General features: G+C 38.0%; 19 protein-coding genes. 6 read left to right on the top strand and 13 right to left on the bottom strand.

Annotated elements, in window-relative coordinates:
- Positions 1-133: 133 nt before the first annotated feature.
- From dnaB to dnaA, 12 genes are all read right to left on the bottom strand, one after another.
- Complete coding sequence (gene dnaB / locus BAU17_RS05835; protein WP_161901889.1) at positions 134-1,504, bottom strand: replicative DNA helicase; 1,371 nt, start codon at positions 1,502-1,504, stop codon at positions 134-136.
- Between the two features lie 82 nt (positions 1,505-1,586).
- On the bottom strand, positions 1,587-2,039 hold the full coding sequence (gene rplI / locus BAU17_RS05830; protein ID WP_161901888.1) for a 50S ribosomal protein L9: 453 nt from the start codon (positions 2,037-2,039) through the stop codon (positions 1,587-1,589).
- Positions 2,036-3,502: a GGDEF domain-containing protein gene (locus BAU17_RS05825; protein WP_161901887.1), complete on the bottom strand. Its 1,467-nt coding sequence runs from the start codon at positions 3,500-3,502 to the stop codon at positions 2,036-2,038. The genes rplI and BAU17_RS05825 overlap by 4 nt, the downstream gene beginning before the upstream one ends.
- A gap of 175 nt (positions 3,503-3,677) precedes the next feature.
- The gene (rpsR, locus tag BAU17_RS05820) at positions 3,678-3,917 is read right to left on the bottom strand and encodes a 30S ribosomal protein S18 (RefSeq protein ID WP_161901886.1); all 240 of its coding nucleotides are present in this window, start codon (positions 3,915-3,917) and stop codon (positions 3,678-3,680) included.
- Positions 3,918-3,941: 24 nt separating this feature from the next.
- Entirely contained in the window at positions 3,942-4,454 is a 513-nt protein-coding gene (gene ssb / locus BAU17_RS05815; RefSeq protein ID WP_161901885.1) for a single-stranded DNA-binding protein, read from the bottom strand.
- A 49-nt stretch (positions 4,455-4,503) separates the two neighbouring features.
- Positions 4,504-4,803 (bottom strand): 30S ribosomal protein S6, encoded by a 300-nt coding sequence (gene rpsF / locus BAU17_RS05810; RefSeq protein WP_161901884.1) that lies wholly within the window; start codon positions 4,801-4,803, stop codon positions 4,504-4,506.
- Between the two features lie 260 nt (positions 4,804-5,063).
- Positions 5,064-7,550 carry a DNA gyrase subunit A gene (gyrA, locus tag BAU17_RS05805; protein ID WP_161901883.1) on the bottom strand — a complete coding sequence of 829 codons (2,487 nt, stop codon included), beginning with the start codon at positions 7,548-7,550 and terminating at the stop codon, positions 5,064-5,066.
- Between the two features lie 43 nt (positions 7,551-7,593).
- The gene (gene gyrB, locus BAU17_RS05800; RefSeq protein WP_161901882.1) at positions 7,594-9,543 is read right to left on the bottom strand and encodes a DNA topoisomerase (ATP-hydrolyzing) subunit B; all 1,950 of its coding nucleotides are present in this window, start codon (positions 9,541-9,543) and stop codon (positions 7,594-7,596) included.
- Positions 9,540-10,664: a DNA replication/repair protein RecF gene (gene recF, locus BAU17_RS05795; RefSeq protein ID WP_161901881.1), complete on the bottom strand. Its 1,125-nt coding sequence runs from the start codon at positions 10,662-10,664 to the stop codon at positions 9,540-9,542. Before recF ends, gyrB begins: the two co-directional genes overlap by 4 nt.
- Complete coding sequence (yaaA, locus tag BAU17_RS05790) at positions 10,651-10,890, bottom strand: S4 domain-containing protein YaaA (RefSeq protein WP_161901880.1); 240 nt, start codon at positions 10,888-10,890, stop codon at positions 10,651-10,653. The genes recF and yaaA overlap by 14 nt, the downstream gene beginning before the upstream one ends.
- Positions 10,891-11,115: 225 nt before the next feature.
- On the bottom strand, positions 11,116-12,246 hold the full coding sequence (gene dnaN / locus BAU17_RS05785; protein WP_161901879.1) for a DNA polymerase III subunit beta: 1,131 nt from the start codon (positions 12,244-12,246) through the stop codon (positions 11,116-11,118).
- Between the two features lie 158 nt (positions 12,247-12,404).
- Positions 12,405-13,742, bottom strand: a complete 1,338-nt coding sequence (gene dnaA / locus BAU17_RS05780; protein ID WP_161901878.1) for a chromosomal replication initiator protein DnaA — start codon at positions 13,740-13,742, stop codon at positions 12,405-12,407.
- A gap of 599 nt (positions 13,743-14,341) precedes the next feature.
- Here dnaA and rpmH point away from each other — a divergent pair.
- The 5 genes from rpmH (at position 14,342) to BAU17_RS05755 (ending at position 17,116) form a co-directional block, all read left to right on the top strand.
- The gene (gene rpmH, locus BAU17_RS05775) at positions 14,342-14,476 is read left to right on the top strand and encodes a 50S ribosomal protein L34 (RefSeq protein ID WP_002293121.1); all 135 of its coding nucleotides are present in this window, start codon (positions 14,342-14,344) and stop codon (positions 14,474-14,476) included.
- Between the two features lie 120 nt (positions 14,477-14,596).
- Positions 14,597-14,932, top strand: coding sequence for a ribonuclease P protein component (gene rnpA / locus BAU17_RS05770; RefSeq protein WP_161901877.1), 336 nt, complete (start codon positions 14,597-14,599; stop codon positions 14,930-14,932).
- An 18-nt stretch (positions 14,933-14,950) separates the two neighbouring features.
- Positions 14,951-15,778 carry a YidC/Oxa1 family membrane protein insertase gene (locus BAU17_RS05765; protein WP_161901876.1) on the top strand — a complete coding sequence of 276 codons (828 nt, stop codon included), beginning with the start codon at positions 14,951-14,953 and terminating at the stop codon, positions 15,776-15,778.
- Positions 15,779-15,795: 17 nt separating this feature from the next.
- Positions 15,796-16,554 (top strand): RNA-binding cell elongation regulator Jag/EloR, encoded by a 759-nt coding sequence (gene jag, locus BAU17_RS05760; RefSeq protein ID WP_161901875.1) that lies wholly within the window; start codon positions 15,796-15,798, stop codon positions 16,552-16,554.
- A 52-nt stretch (positions 16,555-16,606) separates the two neighbouring features.
- Complete coding sequence (locus BAU17_RS05755) at positions 16,607-17,116, top strand: GNAT family N-acetyltransferase (protein ID WP_161901874.1); 510 nt, start codon at positions 16,607-16,609, stop codon at positions 17,114-17,116.
- 123 nt (positions 17,117-17,239) lie between these two features.
- On the opposite strand, the gene BAU17_RS05750 is transcribed toward BAU17_RS05755, so the two are convergent.
- Positions 17,240-17,581, bottom strand: coding sequence for a heavy metal-binding domain-containing protein (locus tag BAU17_RS05750; protein ID WP_161901873.1), 342 nt, complete (start codon positions 17,579-17,581; stop codon positions 17,240-17,242).
- A 264-nt stretch (positions 17,582-17,845) separates the two neighbouring features.
- On the opposite strand from BAU17_RS05750, the gene mnmE reads away from it, so the two are divergent.
- Complete coding sequence (mnmE, locus tag BAU17_RS05745) at positions 17,846-19,240, top strand: tRNA uridine-5-carboxymethylaminomethyl(34) synthesis GTPase MnmE (protein WP_161901872.1); 1,395 nt, start codon at positions 17,846-17,848, stop codon at positions 19,238-19,240.
- Positions 19,241-19,256: the final 16 nt, after the last annotated feature.

The raw sequence follows: 19,256 nt of genomic DNA, 5'->3' as shown, positions 1-19,256 counted from the left end.
CTAAAATTCGTTTCCAAAACAGAAATTCGAAAATGAATAAATATACACAAATTGTGTTCTTTGCTATTTCCGTTATTTTGAATTTTTATACAAAAAAATCATAGACCGTTTATCGATCTATGATTAACTATTGTTAGGCAAATTCCTCTCGTGGTGATAACGAGGAGAATTTATTGTACTCTTTAATGAAGAGTAGTTCTACCGTTCCGCGGGCACCACTCCGGTTCTTTTCAATAATAACCTCAATGATATTATCATTTTGTGGTGCTTCACCATCTTCATCTTCATCGCCTTCACGTTGATAGTAATCGTCACGATATAAGAAGGCAACGATGTCCGCATCCTGCTCAATCGAACCTGATTCACGGATATCACTTAGTACTGGTCGTTTGTCTTGGCGTTGTTCGACACCACGTGATAGCTGTGACAAGGCAATGACAGGTACTTTTAATTCTTTGGCTAATTTTTTTAATTGCCGTGAAATCTCTGAGACTTCTTGTTGACGACTTTCTCGTCCAGATCCTTCAATCAACTGCAAGTAATCGATTAAGATTAAGCCTAAGCCACCTTTTTCTTGAGCTAGTTTACGGCAACGTGCGCGGATTTCAGAAATCTTTATCCCTGGGGTATCATCAATATAGATACTTGCTCTTGAAAGAGTCCCCATAGCGACGATTAAACTATCCCACTCATTGGGTGTCAGTTGACCTGTTCGCAAGTGACTGGCCTCAATAGCGCCTTCTGCACACAACATTCGGTTAACTAGTGACTCTGCCCCCATCTCCAAACTAAAAATAGCTACCGTTTGGTCAGTTTTAGTTCCGACATTTTGGGCAATATTCAATGCAAAAGCGGTTTTCCCGACAGCTGGACGTGCAGCAAGAATAATTAATTCTTCTTTTTGCAAGCCGGCAGTCATGCGGTCTAATTCATGGTAACCGGTTGGTAAACCAGTAATTGCTTCATTATTTTGTGCGAGTTGGTCAATATTTTCAATTGTATTTTCCAACACATCTTTAATCCGTTGGAATCCTGAGCTGTTTCGCTTTTCAGAGACTTCTAGAATTCCTTTTTCGGCTTCGTCCACAATTGTTTGAACTTCTTCACTTTGTTCAAATCCTTGAGTCACAATACGGTTGGCTGCTTGAATCAAATTACGCAATGTTGCTTTATCATCAACAATTTTTGCGTAATAAGACACACTAGCAGATGAAGGAGAGGCCTGACTTAGTTCGGTTAAGTAGCTAATACCGCCAACATCTTCTAACGCATTGCCTTTTTCAATTTCTGCTTTCAGGGTAATCAAATCAATCGCTTCATTACGATCATTTAATTCAATCATGCATTGAAAAATAATTTGATGCCCACGACGATAAAAATCACGTGGTTCAATTAGTTCCATCGCTTCAATAATCGCATCGGAATCTAAAAAAACGGCACCTAAGACGGCTTGTTCAGCTTCTATATCTTGTGGTGGGACACGATCTTGCCAAACTTCATTCATACTTTTCTACTCCTATATTTCGTTTAAATAGCGGTAACAAGCACAGGGCAGATTCCAATAATTTGAAATCTGCCTATCTCGCTTATTCACCTACAACATGTACTTTAATCGTAGCAACAACATCTGTGTGAAGTTTTGCTGGTACATTAGTAAAACCTAACGCACGAATTGGTTGTTTCAAATCGACTTTGCGTTTATCAATCTTCACGTTATATTGTGCTTTTAACGCATCGGTAATTTGTTTTGAAGGGATTGATCCAAACAAACGACCATCAGCACCTGCTTTGGCTTTAATTTCTACTACTGTTTCTTCTTTTTCTAAGAATGCTTGGAGTTCTTGCGCTTCTTTTAGCAGTTCAGCTTCTTGCTTATCTTGGGCTTTCTTTTTCCCTTTCATAGCAGCCATATTTTCACGATTCGCTTCTTTGGCTAGATTATTTTTAAGTAAATAGTTTTGGGCATAGCCAGTAGGAACTTCTTTGACATCGCCTTTTTTTCCTTTTCCTTTTACATCTTCTAAGAAAATTACTTTCATCTTGATTGCTCCTTTTCTTCCAGTCTTCTTAATTCATTTAATAGCATTTCGCGTACTTTTTCAAGTGTTTCTCCTTCAATTTGTGTCGCAGCATTCGTAAAATGTCCGCCACCACCTAGTTTCTCCATTAGTGATTGAACATTTATCTTGCCTGTACTCCGTGCACTCACGCCGATTTTCCCATCAGGTTGCTTAGTAATCACAAATGCCGCATGAATGGCATTCATTGATAGTAATGTATCTGCAGTCTTCGCTACTGTTACATTGTCATACGCTTTTTCAGAAGGTCCTACAGCTACTACAATCCCCTCAGAAACATTTTCACTACGCGCAATTAATTCACTCATTTGTAAATAAGCATGTAAGTCAGAGCTTAATAATTCTTGGACCTTTGATACGTCGGCTCCTTGATTTTTCAAATAACTTGCAATATCAAACGTTCGACCTGTTGTTCGAACGGAGAAATTTTTGGTATCTACATAAATCCCTGCTAAAAGTAACGTGGCGGCGATTTTCCCTAAGCGGTGTTCTTTATTTGCCTGATAAGGAATCAGTTCTGCAACTAACTCTGAAGCCGAAGACGCCGAGGATTCAATATAAGTCAGCAAAGGATTTACAGGGAACTCCTCACCACGTCGATGATGGTCAATCACGACAATTTTCTCAGCAGCTTCATATAAAGACTCTGAAATTGATAAGGATGGTTTGTTGTAATCAACCATCACCAATACACTGTTCTGATCTAGTTTCTTTAAGGCTTGCTCACTAGAGATAACTATCTGATTAATCTCAGGATCTGATTCAAGCTCATCTAAGCAACGAATAATATCCTCAGTCACCTCTTCGCGATTAATCACGACATATGCTTCCTTTTGAATAAACTGTGCTAAGGTTGCCACACCAAAAGCCGAACCAATCGCATCCATATCTGGGTAACGATGCCCCATAATAAAAATCTTTTGATTGTCTTTAAAAATCCGATTCAATGCAACACTCATCGCTCTTGAACGTGTGCGTGTACGCTTGATTGAACTATCCGTATTGCCACCGTAAAACTGAGGTTTCGCATTTGGATTGGTATCTTTTACAACTACTTGGTCGCCCCCACGAGCCAAAGCAATATCCAAATTATTTTGCGCAATTTCACCTATTTTTTCTGTCGAGTCTGTGCCGTAAGCAATTCCCATACTGACCGTCAATTCCAGATCACTACGAATATCTGCACTTTTCATACGAGCCAACAAAGCAAATTGATTTTCTTTCATATTATCCAATTCCTTCGTTCCCGCAACAAAAAAATAGCGTTCTGAATTAATTCGCTTATAAAAAATATGATGCTCATACGCCCAATCTGCGATAATTGTTGTCACGAGCGTATTCAAATAAGAAATATGTTTATCGTCCATTTTATCAATTACATCATCATAATTGTCCAATGAAATTATTCCGATTACTGGTGTCATTTTGTACTCCTTATTGAACCCAATTTTTACCTAACAATAGAGGAACTTTACCTTTTATTTTAACACAAAATCGTGTATTAAGCGATTTGATTAGCTGTTTCACGTGAAACACTGTTTATGGACATATAAAAAATCCATTTCAAAGTTAACCTTTGAAATGGATGAAATAAGCTAATTAGTTTTCGTCGCTTACGAATGGTAATAATCCCATAATACGTGCGCGTTTGATTGCAACTGTAAGTTTACGTTGGTTTTTAGCACCAGTACCAGTTACACGACGTGGCAAAATTTTACCGCGTTCTGAGATAAATCTTTTTAATAATTCAATATCTTTATAATCTACATGTTCAATGTGATTAGCTGCTAAATAGTCTACTTTACGACGTTTGCGTCCGCCTCTTCTTTGTTGTGCCATCCTATTTCCCTCCTATCAAATTTCTTAGAATGGTAAATCGTCATCTGAAATGTCGATTGATGAACCCCCGAATGGATCCGAGTTATCTCGATCAAAACTAGGCATTCCGTTCGATGGTTGCTGTGATGATTGATTTTGATTGTAGCTGTTTCCAAAGTTGTTGGATTGATTGCCACCGAAATCCCCACTATCGTTGCCACGACGTTGTTCATTCGCTGAGCGAGACTCTAACAATTGGAAGTTTTCTGCTACAACTTCTGTAACATAAACTCGTTGACCTTGTTGGTTTTCATAGTTTCTTGTTTGAATTCTTCCAGTAACTCCTAGTAAAGTACCTTTACGAGCGTAATTTGCTAAAGTTTCTGCAGATTTTCTCCAAATCACACAGTTAATAAAATCAGCTTCTCTTTCACCGCTTTGATTCGTAAAATTACGATTCACTGCAAGCGAAAATGTTGCAACAGCTGTACCGTTCGCTGTGTAACGTAAATCTGGATCTCTTGTCAATCGTCCTACTAATACAACATTGTTAATCAAAATTCATCATCCCTTCATCGTTATTTTTTGTTCCACGTGAAACAATTAATTATGCTTCTTCTTTAACAATCATGTGACGGATAATATCGTCATTGATTTTAGCTAGACGGTCAAATTCGTTGATCGCTGCTGCGCTTGATGGAGAAGATACTTTAACGATGTGGTAGATACCTTCGTGGAATCCGTTCATTTCGTATGCTAGACGGCGTTTTCCCCAAAGTTTTGACTCAAGAACTTCCGCTCCGTTATCAGTCAAAATTGCGTCGAAACGTTCGACTAAAGCAGTTTTTGCTTCTTCATCAATGTTTGGACGAATAATATAAAGAATTTCATATTTCGTATTTTCCATTGATTTTCACCTCCCTATGGACTTTGGCTCCTAATCTTTGTTAGGAGCAGAGAGTGGTCGTCTAAGACTACTCACAAAGATAAATTATACACGCTTTTCTCTTGCTATGCAAGTTTTATCTCATGATTGCCGTGGAATGAATTTGATTTTCATCACTAAATACGCAAAACAGGTTCAAAATCTTTTTATTGAAACAGTCTTCTTTATGCAACGATTAGAAAAATCCGCTCGTCATACGCACAACGAGCGGATTCTATCATTTATTCTTCTGATGTTTCTGGTGTATCTACCGTTTCTGTTACTTCCTCTGCTTCTACTTCTTCTGGTTCAACAGTTGCCATTGTCACAACTTTGGCTTCGTCTTCCATTTTCATGAGACGAACACCTAATGTTGAACGACCCGTTTGTGAGACAGTCTCTACGCTGAAGCGGATAATAACCCCTTTATTGGTAATCAACATAATGTCTTCATCCCCATTGACTGTCGTTAAGCCAGCTAATGGACCGTTTTTCGGTGTGATATTGGCTGTTTTAATTCCTTTACCACCACGGCCTTTAATTGGGTATTCACTACCTGCTGTCCGTTTTCCGTAACCATTTTCAGTAATGACAAGTACTTCGCTATTTTCACGAATCACTGCCACACCAATTACGTAGTCATCTTCGCGTAAACGAATGCCTCGCACGCCAGCAGCTGTACGTCCCATATCACGTACCACTTCTTCTTTAAAGGTTACTGAATAGCCCTTATGCGTACCGATAATCATGACATCATCGCCTTTGGTTGATAAGACGCTGACTAATTCATCACTATCTTTCAAACCGATGGCAATTAAGCCATTGCTACGGATATTGCTAAATGCCATGACAGAAGTACGTTTAACAACACCAAATTTGGTTGTAAAGAATAGATAGTGGCCTTCTTCTGGTTTTTCAGAAGTCGAAATAATCGTTTGAATGCGTTCATTCGAGTCAATGCCTAATAAGTTAATGACTGGAATCCCTTTGGCTGTCCGACCGTATTCAGGAATTTCATACCCTTTTGCACGATAGACTTTTCCGGCATTGGTAAAGAATAATAAGGTATCATGTGTTGAACAAGAGACTAAAGTCTTCACGAAATCTTCGTTGTGCATGCCCATGCCTTGTACACCTCTTCCTCCGCGACGTTGTGCGCGGAATTCAGAGTTGGCAACACGTTTGATATAGCCATTGTTCGTCAAAGTAATAACAATTTCTTCTTCTTCAATCAAGTCTTCATCTTCTAAACTTAAAACTTCACCAACAAGTAGTTCTGTACGACGTTTGTCACCAAAACGTTGCCCTAATTCGTGGAGTTCTGTTTGGATAATTTCTTCGACACGTTCTGGACGAGCTAAAATATCAGCTAAATCGGCAATTAATTTCAATAAATCTTGGTATTCACTTTCGATTTTATCGCGTTCCAAACCAGTCAAACGACGTAAACGCATATCCAAAATCGCTTGTGCTTGACGATCAGATAGTTTGAAACGTTCCATCATCGTGGCTTTCGCTTCGGCGTCTGTGTTTGAGCCTCGAATAATCGCAATGATTTCATCAATATGATCAAGCGCAATACGCAACCCTTCTAAAATATGCGCACGAGCTTCGGCTTTTTCTTTTTCAAATACCGTACGACGTGTAATGACTTCAATTTGATGCTCAATATAATTTTCTAAAATACGTTTTAGGCTAAGGATTTTTGGTACACCTTTTTCAATCGCTAGCATGTTAAAGCCAAAGGACGATTGTAAAGCTGTCATTTTGTATAAATTATTTAAGACTACTGATGCACTAACATCACGACGCACATCAATGACAATTCGCATCCCTTCACGTGACGATTCATCACGCAAGTCAGTGATACCTTCGATACGTTTGTCCCGATGCAATTCAGAAATTCGTTCAATTAGTTTCGCTTTGTTGACCATGTAAGGCAATTCCGTTACTAAAATTCGTTCTTTACCGTTTGGCATTTCCGTAATTTCAACTTTTCCACGAACAGTAATTGACCCTTTTCCAGTTTCATATGCTCGGCGAATACCAGATTTACCCATTACTAAGCCACCAGTTGGAAAATCAGGGCCCGGTAAAACTTCTAATAATTCATTGGTCGTTACCTCTGGATTTGCCATGACTAAATCAATCGCTGCAATCACTTCATTTAAATTATGCGGTGGAATATTAGTAGCCATCCCTACGGCAATCCCTGTTGTTCCATTGACTAATAAGTTTGGAAAGCGCGCAGGTAATACTTGTGGTTCACGTTCCGTATCATCATAGTTACTTGCAAAATCAACCGTATTTTTGTTAATATCACGCAACATTTCAACGGCTAATTTACTCATGCGGGCTTCGGTATAACGCATCGCTGCGGCACCATCACCATCGACAGAACCAAAGTTTCCATGACCGTCTACAAGCATGTAGCGGTAACTAAATGGTTGTGCCATACGAACCATTGATTCATAAATCGCACTGTCACCATGTGGATGGTATTTACCCATAACATCCCCTACAATACGGGCAGATTTTTTATGTGGTTTATCTGGCGTTACGCCAAGTTCGTTCATTCCATAAAGAATTCGACGGTGTACAGGTTTCAACCCGTCACGAACATCTGGCAACGCTCTTGCGACAATGACACTCATGGCATAATCGATAAAAGACTCACGCATTTCACTGGTCAGATTGACGTCATGAATATTTTTCTTTTTATCTTCCAAAATTTTTCCTCCTTGTTCATTCTGTGGAGCTACTAATTATTCCTTAAATATCTAGGTTCTTCACGTAGTGGGCATTTTCTTCAATAAATGCACGACGAGGTTCAACACGATCACCCATGAGCATTTCAAAGACTTGGTCGGCTTCAATCGCATCATCAACACTCACACGTAACATCATGCGGTTTTCTGGATCCATCGTTGTTTCCCATAATTGATGGTCATCCATTTCACCTAAACCTTTGTATCGTTGAACAGTTGCTTTAGGCGTTGCAGGCAGTGAGGCCATCACTTGCTTCAACTCTTCTTCTGCATTTTTTCCTGGTTGAATATAGGTAATATTCTTCCCTTGCTTTACCCCATACAATGGTGGTTGCGCAATGTAAACATAACCTGCTTCAACAATTGGACGCATGTAACGATAGAATAATGTTAAGAGCAATGTACGAATATGTGCCCCATCGACATCGGCATCGGTCATAATTACTAATTTATGGTAACGCGCTTTGGATACATCAAAATCGCCACCAAAACCTGTTCCCATTGCTGTAAATAATGAACGGATTTCTTCATTTGCTAAAATTTTATCCATGCTGGCTTTTTCAACATTCAAGATTTTCCCACGAATCGGTAAAATTGCTTGGAATTCACGGCTACGTCCTTGTTTTGCTGAACCGCCGGCAGAATCTCCTTCGACAATAAATAATTCGCATTTTTCCGGGTCATTACTTGAACAGTCGGCTAATTTCCCTGGTAAATTGCTGATTTCTAACGCACCTTTACGACGTGTCACTTCACGCGCACGTTTCGCAGCTAGTCGCGCTTTGGAAGCTAATAGACCTTTTTCAACGATTTGTCGGCCAACTGTCGGATTTTCCATTAAGAACTTAGCAAAGTGTTCTGAGAATAGACGATCAGTTACCGTCCGGACTTCAGAGTTTCCTAATTTAGTTTTTGTTTGTCCTTCAAACTGCGGATCAGGATGTTTGATTGAAATAACTGCTGTCATTCCTTCACGGACATCTTCACCCGTCAAGTTTTCATCGCTGTCTTTCATCAGTTTTTGCTTCCGTGCATAGTCATTGATAACACGTGTCAAAGCTGTTTTAAAACCAAACTCATGCGTACCACCTTCATACGTATGAATATTGTTAGCAAAACTTAGAATATTGGAATGATAGCCATCTGTATACTGCATGGACACTTCGACCATAATATCTTGTTGTTCGCCTTCTAAGAAAATCGGTTCTGGGAATAAAACGGCTTTATTAGCATTCAAAAATTCCACGTAACTTTTAATTCCGCCTTCGTAGTGATAGGCACGTAATTCAGGTTCTTCTTTACGGCGATCTTCAATAGAGATATGCAATCCTTTATTTAAAAATGCTAACTCACGTACACGAGTCGCTAATTTTTCAAAGTTGAATTCTGTTGTTTCTGTAAAAATTTCTGGGTCAGGAATAAAGTGGACATCGGTACCATGGCGATCTGTTTCACCAATCACTTCTAAATCCGCAACAACTTTCCCGCGACGGTATTCTTGGTAATAAATTTTGCCTTCTTTGTGGACTTTAACATCTAATGACGTTGACAAAGCATTTACGACGGAAGAACCGACCCCATGCAAGCCACCAGAAACTTTATAACCGCCACCGCCGAATTTTCCGCCGGCATGCAAAATTGTAAAGACTGTTTCTACTGCAGGACGCCCTGTTTTTGCTTGAATATCAACTGGGATACCACGACCATCATCTCTAACTGTAATACTATTGTCTTGTTCAACAATCACTTCGATACTTGTCGCAAAACCAGCTAAAGCTTCATCGATTGAATTATCGACAATTTCCCATACTAAGTGGTGTAATCCTTCACCACTGGTGGAACCAATATACATTCCGGGACGTTTACGAACAGCTTCTAATCCTTCTAATACCTGAATCTGACTGGCATCATATTCTTTTGCGCGTTCATTTAACATTTTTTCTTCTTCTGTCATTCCGCACTCTCTCCTTCTACTTGACCTTGTTTCACGTAGAAAATCTGTGGTTCTACGGTCATTTTATCTTTTACATGTTCCAATGTGGTCGTCGTTAAAAATGTTTGGACTTTTCCTTCGATAGTTTCCAGTAAATGCAACTGTCTGGCATCGTCCAGCTCACTCATTACATCATCTAATAATAAAACGGGGTATTCGCCCGTTTCTTCTTTCATCAGATCAATTTCTGCCAATTTCACACTTAGTGCAGTTGTTCGTTGTTGTCCTTGTGAACCATATGTCTGCACATTTTTGCCATTAATAAAAAAAATCAAGTCATCTCGATGTGGTCCGGCTAAAGTGACTTGGCGAAAACGTTCTTTCTGTTTGACTTTCTCTAATGCTTGGACAAAAGCTGTTTGTACTTCTTGTAAGTTTGCCCAGTGCTCTTCGCCAACACTTGATATATAATCAATAACCAAATGCTCTTTGGATTGGCTGATTTTCTGATGCAACTGATTCGCCCAATATTCCAAACGTTTGACGAATTTTTGACGAGCAAACAAGACTTTACTGCCAAATTCCACCAATTGTTCGGTTAATACCTCTAAATACACTTCATCGGTTTGTTTATTTTCTGCTAATTGTTTCAAATACTGATTGCGCTGTTTTAATACTTTTTGGTACTGAACCAAATCGTATAAATATACAGGATCGATTTGACCAATTTCCATATCTAAAAACTTTCGTCGCAGTTGTGGACTTCCCTTTACTAAAGACAAATCTTCAGGCGCAAATAAAATGACATTTAATTGCCCAATATAACTACTCAGTTTTTTTTGCTCGATATGATTCACCTTTGTTTTACGACCTTTTTTAGTTAAATACAATTCTAAAGGGACTTTGGTATGTTTTTTTTCTACCGTTCCCGTAATCGCTGCTTGGTTTTGGTCCCATTGGATTAATTCTTGTTCACTTGTTGTCCGGTGACTGCGAGTCATCGCCAAAACAAAAATACTTTCCAATACATTGGTTTTCCCTTGTGCATTTTCGCCTAGAAAAATAACTAAGTTTTTTTTGAAAGACAAGGACAAAGAATCATAATTCCGAAAATCTTGAAGCTGAATGTCATTCAGACGCATCTGCGGAGTCCTTCTTCACCATAAAAAAAGTACCTTCATCAGGTATCTCAATCATCATTCCATCATACAACTTACGTCCACGACGGTTTTCAGGCTCTCCATCAACAAAAACCGTCTGCTCAGCTAGATACCATTTTGCTTGGCCACCACTGCTGATGACATTGACTTCTTTTAACACTTGACCAAGAGTCATATATTCTGATTTTAAAACGATTTTCTCTTTCATTTTTTCCCTCAATTCTGTTTTCAGGCATATACATTTATTATACCCTTTTTAAGCGAATAAAACAAATTTATCCGCATATTTATCATTCTGAGAAGTTTTATCTCATTTAGGCAAATTTGAAGAAAAATAAAAAGAAGGGCTTAAAAATGATTTTAAGCCCTTCTTGGTTAATTCTTCTTTTAAGAAGTTGTTTCATTCATTTTTCAAAAATGTTGAAAATTTCAATTAATTTGTACGAACTGGGGTGATTAATTGAATGAAGTTTGATTCACCTTCAGTTGGTTCTAGTGTAAATGGACGAATCGCTGAGATAAAACGAACATTGATATTTGTATCACCAAACGCACGTAAAGCAGCTTTCATATAATCTGGGTTGAATGAAATATCTAATGGATCACCTGTTACGCGTTCATAAGATAAATCTTCCTCAACTTTTCCGATTTCAGGTGAATTTCCATATAACACAACACCATCATCTGCAATATGCAAACGAACAATATTGTTGCGACCTTCATGTGATAGTAAAGACGCACGTTCAATTGCAGCTAATAATTCTGGCACTGAAAATTCAATTTCAGTATTGAAACTATTTGGAATTAGACGGTTGGTATCTGGATAGGTTCCTTCTAATAAACGAGAATAAAATTTCATCGATGCTGTTTCAAATAGGACTTGGTTATCCATAATACTGATTTCAACTAATTCTTCTTCATCCGTTAATGAACGAGAAAGTTCTGTCAAACTTTTTCCTGGAATTACAATATTAAATGCTTCTTCGCCACTTTCTAAGGGGATGATGCGTTGACTTAATCGATGGGAATCAGTAGCAACAGCTAATAATTTTTCATTTTCTAAAATCATATGAACCCCAGTTAAAATTGGACGGCTTTCATGTTGAGAAACCGCAAAGACCGTTTCACTAATTAATTTTGTTAACACATGAACTGGAATTTTAATTTGATTATGACTATCCACAATTGGTAGGTGTGGATAACTTTCTGCATCCAAACCATTAACTGTAAAATGCGCTTTTCCTGATGTAATAATGACTTGATTGCTCTCGATAACTTCCATTGTGAAATAATCTTCAGGTAAACGACGGATAATCTCTCCGAAAAAGCGAGCCTGTAATACAACAGCTCCTGTTTTTTCGATGGTCATTTGGGCTTTTTCATCTGAAACACTTAAAAAAGACTCAATGGAGATGTCGGCGTTACTTCCTGTTAAAGTTAATCCTCTATTTGATAAGTCAATTTTGACCCCAGTTAGAATAGGCATGGTTGTTTTTGATGAAATCGCACGTTGGACAGTTTGTAATTCTTGGGTAAAGGCTGAACGATTTAACGTTACTTTCATAATGGATACTCCTTTTATATTAATTTTAAAGAAAAGAATCGTAGTAGTAATAGGGCAGTGAATACTGTGGAAAAGATAGGAAAAAGCTGTTAAATAAAGTTATCCACTTGTGGAAAAGGTGTGGATAACTTCGCTAGTTTTCCCTCAGATTATCCACACTACCCTAAAAGTAATCCTTTGATTTCTGAAATCTCATTTTGAATCATCGTATCATTTTTAATCAATTGTTGAATTTTTTCGTGGGCATGAATGACCGTTGTATGATCTTTCCCACCAAATTCAGCACCAATTTTTGGCAAAGAATTGTCGGTCATTTCTCTTGCTAGATACATCGCAATTTGTCGAGGGACAACGATACTTTTGACTCGTTTTTTCCCTTTTAAATCTTTTAAGTGAATGTGATAGTATTTTGCGACTTCTTCTTGAATTTGTAAAATCGACACTTGACTCAATGATTGACTTGATTTGAGAGCTTTCAATGCTTCAGCTGCCAAATTAGTGGTGATGTCAGAACTTTGAATGGCGGCAAATGCTTGCACACGCACTAAAGCTCCCTCTAGTTCACGAATGTTGGAATCAATTTGACCAGCAATGTAACTAAGGGTGTCATCAGGGATTTCTAAGTTTTCGGCTTCGGCTTTTTTCCGTAAAATAGCGGTTCTTGTTTCTAAATCAGGTGGCGTAATATCCACTGATAAGCCCCAAGCAAAGCGGGAAACTAAGCGTTCAGGCAAAGTTGGAATTTCATTTGGCAAACGATCACTGGTCAGTACGATTTGTTTGTTATTTTTGTACAACTCTTCAAATGTATTAAAGAACTCTTCTTGTGTTCCTTCTTTGTTGACCAAAAATTGAATGTCATCGACTAATAAGAGATCGACGGTACGATATTCATTGCGAAATTCTTCCATGCGATTCTTTTTAATTGAATTAATGAAATCATTCGTGAAATTCTCACTACTGACGTACTTAATTTTTGCTTGCGGTCGTCGTTGCAACATTTGATGACCGATGGCGTGCATTAAATGGGTCTTACCTAAACCAACGCCTCCATAGAAGAACAAGGGATTATACATTGATCCCGGATCTTCCGAAACAACTAAAGCTGCAGCATGTGCCATTTGATTTCCTTTTCCGATAACAAAGGTGTCAAAGGTGTACTTTGAATTTAACATTGTTTTATTAGAAACCACCGTTGTCGTTTCTTGTTCAACGGGTTCTTTTTTAGGTGCTGTATAGCTCGCAACGTCTTCAGGAAAAATAAAAACAGGCAAAATTTCTTCGCCAGTCATTCCAAAGTAGGTTTCAAGAGTCATACCGACTAAGTTTTTTTCCCAATAGTCTTTTTGCACTTTTGTTGGGACTTCGATGATTAATTGGTGTTTGTCGATTGTAATAGGTTTTACTGTGTTCACCCAAGTGTCGTAGCTAATAGCAGGCAACTTTTGCTTTAAGGTTTTAGTCAGTTCGGCCCAGAAATCATCTAAAAGCGACATAGCGAATCCTCCTGTACAAATAATAGATAAAAATAGATAGTACTAATTTATCATGGATTGGTAAAGTTTTCCACAGATTCTCCTTAAAATCTAAAAAAAAAAATTATTTTTCCACACTGTGCATAAAAAATGAAAAAGAAATAAACAGGAAGGATAAATACTTATCCACAAGGTAGAATTCCCTGTGGATATAAATAGTTTATCAAAACTTATCCACACACAGAGAAATTGCAAAAGTGTTGCTATGAAAAGATTTTTAGATAGTTATACACAGAGATTTTCAGCGTGTGTATAACTTTTTCACCTCTTGTTTGTATGTGTATAACTCCTGAATAACTGCCCAATAACTAGAATTGCGTAAAATTTTTTTCACAGGGAAATTCGCATAGAAATTTTTAATTGTGGATAAATATCTAGCCATAAACATCACGTTTTTTTCAAAAGAATGGGTGTTACTTACTTATATATGAGGAAGAATAATAGAAGAAGATAGGCAGGTTTTGTATTTTTTTATTGACAAAAGTACGTGCTACTAGGTATACTATCAAAGTATGTCGTGAAGTATTCGATAACAGAACACTTGTTGGAGGTGGAAATAAATGAAAAGAACGTATCAACCAAATAAACGTAAACGTCAAAAAGTTCACGGATTCCGTAAACGTATGAGCACTAAAAATGGACGTCGTGTTTTAGCTAGCCGTCGTCGTAAAGGCAGAAAGGTTCTTTCTGCATAAGCCACTGAACCTCAGTGGTTTTTTTTATATACTTTTTTAATTTGAGAGATGAATCTTCTTCCTAAATTATGGTATGATTGGTTCGTGAGTATCTAAGTAGAAGGAATTGATGAACAGGACATGAGAAAGGCATATCGCGTCAAGAAAGAAAAAGAATTTCAAAAAGTTTTTCAGACAGGGCAATCTTTTGCAAATCGTAAATTTGTGGTTTATGTATTGCCAAAAGAGCAGCCACATTTTCGTGTAGGGATTTCTGTAGGAAAAAAAATTGGCAATGCGGTTGCGCGAAATGCAGTCAAGCGAAAAATTCGTGCTAGTATCTTTGAAATGAAAGAATTAATTGAGCCAAACTTGGATTTTATTGTGATTGCTCGTCCTTCCGTTTCAACTTTGTCTTCCCAAGAAGTGTACTCGAATTTAATGCATGTATTGAAACTTGCAAAAATAATCAAGTAAGGGAAAGGAAATTGTTAAGTGAAAAAAAGAAAGCGTCTCCTACTAATGATGAGTATGGTATCATTGGTAGTCTTATTATCTGCCTGTGGAACAGGTGAAGTTTCGGCAAATAGCACCGGAATCTGGGAACGATATATTGTTTATTATTTTGCAGAAGCGATTAAATGGTTATCTTTAGGTGGTTCTCGTGGTGTAGGGATTATCTTGTTTACCATTATCATTCGGATTATTTTATTCCCATTGATGAACTTCCAAACAAAAAGTATGCGTAAAACGCAAGAATTACAACCGAAGTTAAAAGAATTGCAACAGCAGTATTCATCAAAAGATACAGCCACGCAGCAACAGTTACGTGAAGCACAGCAAAAATTATATGCTGAAAATGGTGTGAATCCATATGCGGGTTGTTTACCTTTAATTGTCCAAATGCCAATCTTAATGGCCATTTGGCAAGCTATTTCTCGCGTACCAGAATTAAGAGAAGGTAGTTTCTTATGGTTAAAAGTATTGGGAGAGCCTGATCCGTACTTTATCTTACCAATTTTGGCCGCAATCTTTACCTTTGCAAGTACGTATTTATCAAGTATGAGCCAACTTGAAGCAAACCCAAGCATGAAAATTATGAATTTTGTGATGCCAGTAATGATTTTAGTCATGGGGGTTAATTTGCCAAGTGCCCTTTCATTATATTGGGTAATTTCAAATGCTTTCCAAGTAGGGCAAACATTAATTATTAACAATCCGTTCCAAATCCGTCGTGAGCGTGAAGAAGCGGCTCGCTTGGTGAAAGAACGTGAACGTGCGTTGCGTAAAGCACAAAACCCTAAGAAGAAACGTAAAAAATAACGAGAGGAGTCTTGTTTATGCCAGTGTATGAAGGTCAGACAGTAGAAGAAGCGATTGGTGCAGGGTTAAAAACGCTTGGTTTAATGAAAAGCCAAGTAACTGTAGATGTATTGGATGAAGGAAAAAAAGGCTTTTTAGGATTAGGGAAAAAAGTTGCACGTGTTTCTTTAGAACCTATTCCCACACCTGAAGTAACGACCGAAGAAGAGTTGGAAGAAGTTATCCAAGAAGATATTGCAGAAGACGTTGTGGAAGTAGCACCCGAACCAGTAGCAGTAACCCCGACAACCGTACCCAATTCAGAAGATTTGGATGATGAAGACGCATTAACTGCTTTAGCGTTGTATTTGACGAATATCACGAATGAATTAAATGCACCAGCAATGGTGAAAATGAGCCGTGAGCATGGGACAATCATTTACCAATTGGAAACACAAAAACAAGGAATTCTAATTGGCAAGCATGGAAAAACTTTGAACGCCTTGCAGTATTTAGCGCAAGTTTATATCCATCGTGTGGCTAAAAATAAATTATCTGTGGTTGTAAATGTCGGTAATTATCGAGAAAAACGCCAAGCGATTTTACAACGATTAGCCGAACGAACAGCCGAAAAAGTAGATCGTACAGGTCGTCCGGTATTCTTAGAGCCAATGCCAGCTTTTGAACGTAAACAAATCCATTCTGCATTGAGTAAAAAAGATTACGTTACGACGCATTCTGAAGGAGACGAACCTTACCGTTATTTAGTTGTTGAACCAGCAAAAAAATATTTTTAACCAACGACCAGTGAAGTCATATTCACTGGTTTTTTTATAAGGAGGTTATTAAGTGATACTAGAAACCGATAGATTACGTTTAAGACAATGGCGAGTCGGTGAGGAAGCGATCTTGAAAACTTTCTTAGGCGATGAGCAAGTGATGTATGCGTATGAAGGAGCTTTTAATGAGGAACAAATTTTGAACTGGCTAGAGTGGAATTTGACGCTTTATCGAGATAAAGGCTATGGACTATGGGCAATCGAACGAAAGTCAGACGGTGTAATTATTGGAGAATGTGGTTTAACAGACCAAGTCATTGATGGGAAAACGTATTTAGAAATTGGTTATCACTTAATTGCGGATGCGTGGCACCAAGGCTATATGATGGAAGCAGCACAAGCCGTTAAAAATTATGCCTTTACCGTGTTGGATGAAAAAGAAGTAGTATCGATTGTCAGAGATACCAATATACCATCAATGAATGTAGCGATTCGTAACGGGATGATTGTCTCCAAACGTGTCATTAAACAGTATCGTGGGATTTCGATGCCACATTATATTTTTAAAGTAAGTCAATGAAGTCATTTATTTGTGTTTGACTTCACTTATAATTCAAAGTATAGTTGGGATAGATCATTCTTATCAAAGGATATACTTTGATAAAAAAAGAACCTGCATTTTCGACAGGTTCTTTTTTTTTATTTAGCCACCGATTGTGGATTGTGTAAATTGAACAACTGTCCCGTAAGCAAAGACTTCAAAAGCATGGACACCATTTTTATTGACATGTTCGTGTTCAAAATGACAGTTAATGACCGCATTCGCACCATATTCATAAGCTTGTTCCTTTAATTTATAAGCAATATTGGCAAGTAGAATATTTGGATTATGTTCTTCTTCAAACATATCTACATCAATACGTTCTGCAACAAAAACAATGTCGCGAACAATATACGGTTTATTTACATTTCCAGTTGATAACAAGATCCGATTAATTGCGTCGTTGCCATCTTGCTTGTAGTTAATTTTTTCCTCGTAACTCATAAATACCCCTTCTTTCAGCAATCTTTCATACCTATATTTTAGCGGTTTTCTTTTGTTTGCGCAAAAATTAACTTGTTTCATAGCTAAATCGAATCGAAAACTTGTCACTACATAAAAAATGTGCTACTCTATGACAAGAATAAAAGCAGATAAGCAGTCAAAGTGCGAAGTCTACCCAGGTAATCAAGGGGTGGAGTGGGCGCTTTTTTTGTGCCATGAATTTCTATTTTATATAGAAAAATGTGCAAATGAGGAGGGACAATCGTGGCAGAAATTACGCAAGAATTTGATACAATTGCAGCTATTTCGACACCACCTGGAGAAGGTGCAATCAGCATCGTTCGTATGAGTGGGGACCAAGCAATTGCTATTGCGAATCAATTGTTCAAAGCAAATAAACAGTTAAAAGATGTAGCAAGTCATACGATTAATTATGGTCACTTAGTAGATCCGAAAGACAATCAGTTAGTTGATGAAGTAATGGTGTCGGTGTTACGAGCACCAAAGACATTTACCAGAGAAGATGTTGTAGAAATCAATTGTCATGGTGGGATAGTCGTAGTTAATCAAATTCTTCAATTGTTATTGCGACAAGGTGCACGTTTGGCTGAACCGGGTGAATTTACGAAGCGGGCCTTTTTGAATGGGCGTGTAGATTTGTCACAAGCAGAAGCGGTTATGGATTTAATCCGTGCCAAAACCGATAAGGCGATGAACGTCGCCTTAAACCAATTAGACGGAAATTTATCAAAATTAATCCGTGATTTGCGTCAAGAAATCCTTGAGACGCTGGCGCAAGTAGAAGTAAATATAGATTACCCAGAATATGATGATGTGGAAGAATTAACGACACGTCTATTATTAGAAAAAGCCCAACAAGTTCAAGGGCAAATAGATGCTTTATTAGCAACTGCGCAACAAGGGAAAATTTTACGCGAAGGGTTGCATACAGCGATTATTGGCCGTCCAAATGTTGGAAAATCAAGCTTATTGAACCATTTACTGCGTGAAGAAAAAGCGATTGTAACGGATATTGCAGGTACTACACGTGATGTGATTGAAGAATACGTCAATGTTCGTGGTGTACCCTTAAAATTAGTCGATACTGCCGGTATTCGTGAGACAGAAGATATTGTCGAACGAATTGGTGTAGAAAGAAGCCGTAAAGCTTTGTCAGAAGCGGACCTGATTTTGTTGGTCTTGAATCAAAGTGAGCCACTTACAGCAGAAGATCGCCAATTAATTGAAGTCACACAAGGAACCAAACGAATTGTGCTCTTAAACAAAACGGATTTACCTGCACAATTAGATCAAGACGACTTACGCACATTATTAGGAAATGATGCGATGTTTTCGGTATCGGTATTAAAAAATGATGGTCTGGATCAATTAGAACAAGCCATCGCTGAATTATTCTTTGGTGGGCAAACCGCTGAAAAAGATGCTTCCTATTTATCTAATACGCGGCATATCGCATTATTAGAAAATGCCTCTCAAGCCTTGTCAGAGGTAATGTCAGGAATTGAAGCTGGTATGCCGGTTGACCTTGTCCAAATGGATATGACACGTTGCTGGGATTATTTAGGTGAAGTCGTTGGTGATAGCGTACAAGATGAATTAATTACTCAATTATTTAGTCAATTTTGTTTAGGGAAATAAGAAAGGGAGTCACACA

Origin of the sequence: Candidatus Enterococcus willemsii (genome assembly GCF_009933335.1) — a bacterium.
Lineage (GTDB): Bacteria > Bacillota > Bacilli > Lactobacillales > Enterococcaceae > Enterococcus_F > Enterococcus_F willemsii.
This window is presented reverse-complemented; position numbering and strand designations above follow the sequence as displayed.

Bases quoted from the DNA above. Each gene is read 5' to 3' on its own strand.
- dnaB (WP_161901889.1), bottom strand. From the start codon at position 1,504: ATGAATGAAGTTTGGCAAGATCGTGTCCCACCACAAGATATAGAAGCT.
- rplI (WP_161901888.1), bottom strand. From the start codon at position 2,039: ATGAAAGTAATTTTCTTAGAAGATGTAAAAGGAAAAGGAAAAAAAGGC.
- BAU17_RS05825 (WP_161901887.1), bottom strand. From the start codon at position 3,502: ATGACACCAGTAATCGGAATAATTTCATTGGACAATTATGATGATGTA.
- rpsR (WP_161901886.1), bottom strand. From the start codon at position 3,917: ATGGCACAACAAAGAAGAGGCGGACGCAAACGTCGTAAAGTAGACTAT.
- rpsF (WP_161901884.1), bottom strand. From the start codon at position 4,803: ATGGAAAATACGAAATATGAAATTCTTTATATTATTCGTCCAAACATT.
- gyrB (WP_161901882.1), bottom strand. From the start codon at position 9,543: ATGACAGAAGAAGAAAAAATGTTAAATGAACGCGCAAAAGAATATGAT.
- recF (WP_161901881.1), bottom strand. From the start codon at position 10,664: ATGCGTCTGAATGACATTCAGCTTCAAGATTTTCGGAATTATGATTCT.
- yaaA (WP_161901880.1), bottom strand. From the start codon at position 10,890: ATGAAAGAGAAAATCGTTTTAAAATCAGAATATATGACTCTTGGTCAA.
- dnaN (WP_161901879.1), bottom strand. From the start codon at position 12,246: ATGAAAGTAACGTTAAATCGTTCAGCCTTTACCCAAGAATTACAAACT.
- dnaA (WP_161901878.1), bottom strand. From the start codon at position 13,742: ATGTCGCTTTTAGATGATTTCTGGGCCGAACTGACTAAAACCTTAAAG.
- rpmH (WP_002293121.1), top strand. From the start codon at position 14,342: ATGAAAAGAACGTATCAACCAAATAAACGTAAACGTCAAAAAGTTCAC.
- rnpA (WP_161901877.1), top strand. From the start codon at position 14,597: ATGAGAAAGGCATATCGCGTCAAGAAAGAAAAAGAATTTCAAAAAGTT.
- jag (WP_161901875.1), top strand. From the start codon at position 15,796: ATGCCAGTGTATGAAGGTCAGACAGTAGAAGAAGCGATTGGTGCAGGG.
- BAU17_RS05750 (WP_161901873.1), bottom strand. From the start codon at position 17,581: ATGAGTTACGAGGAAAAAATTAACTACAAGCAAGATGGCAACGACGCA.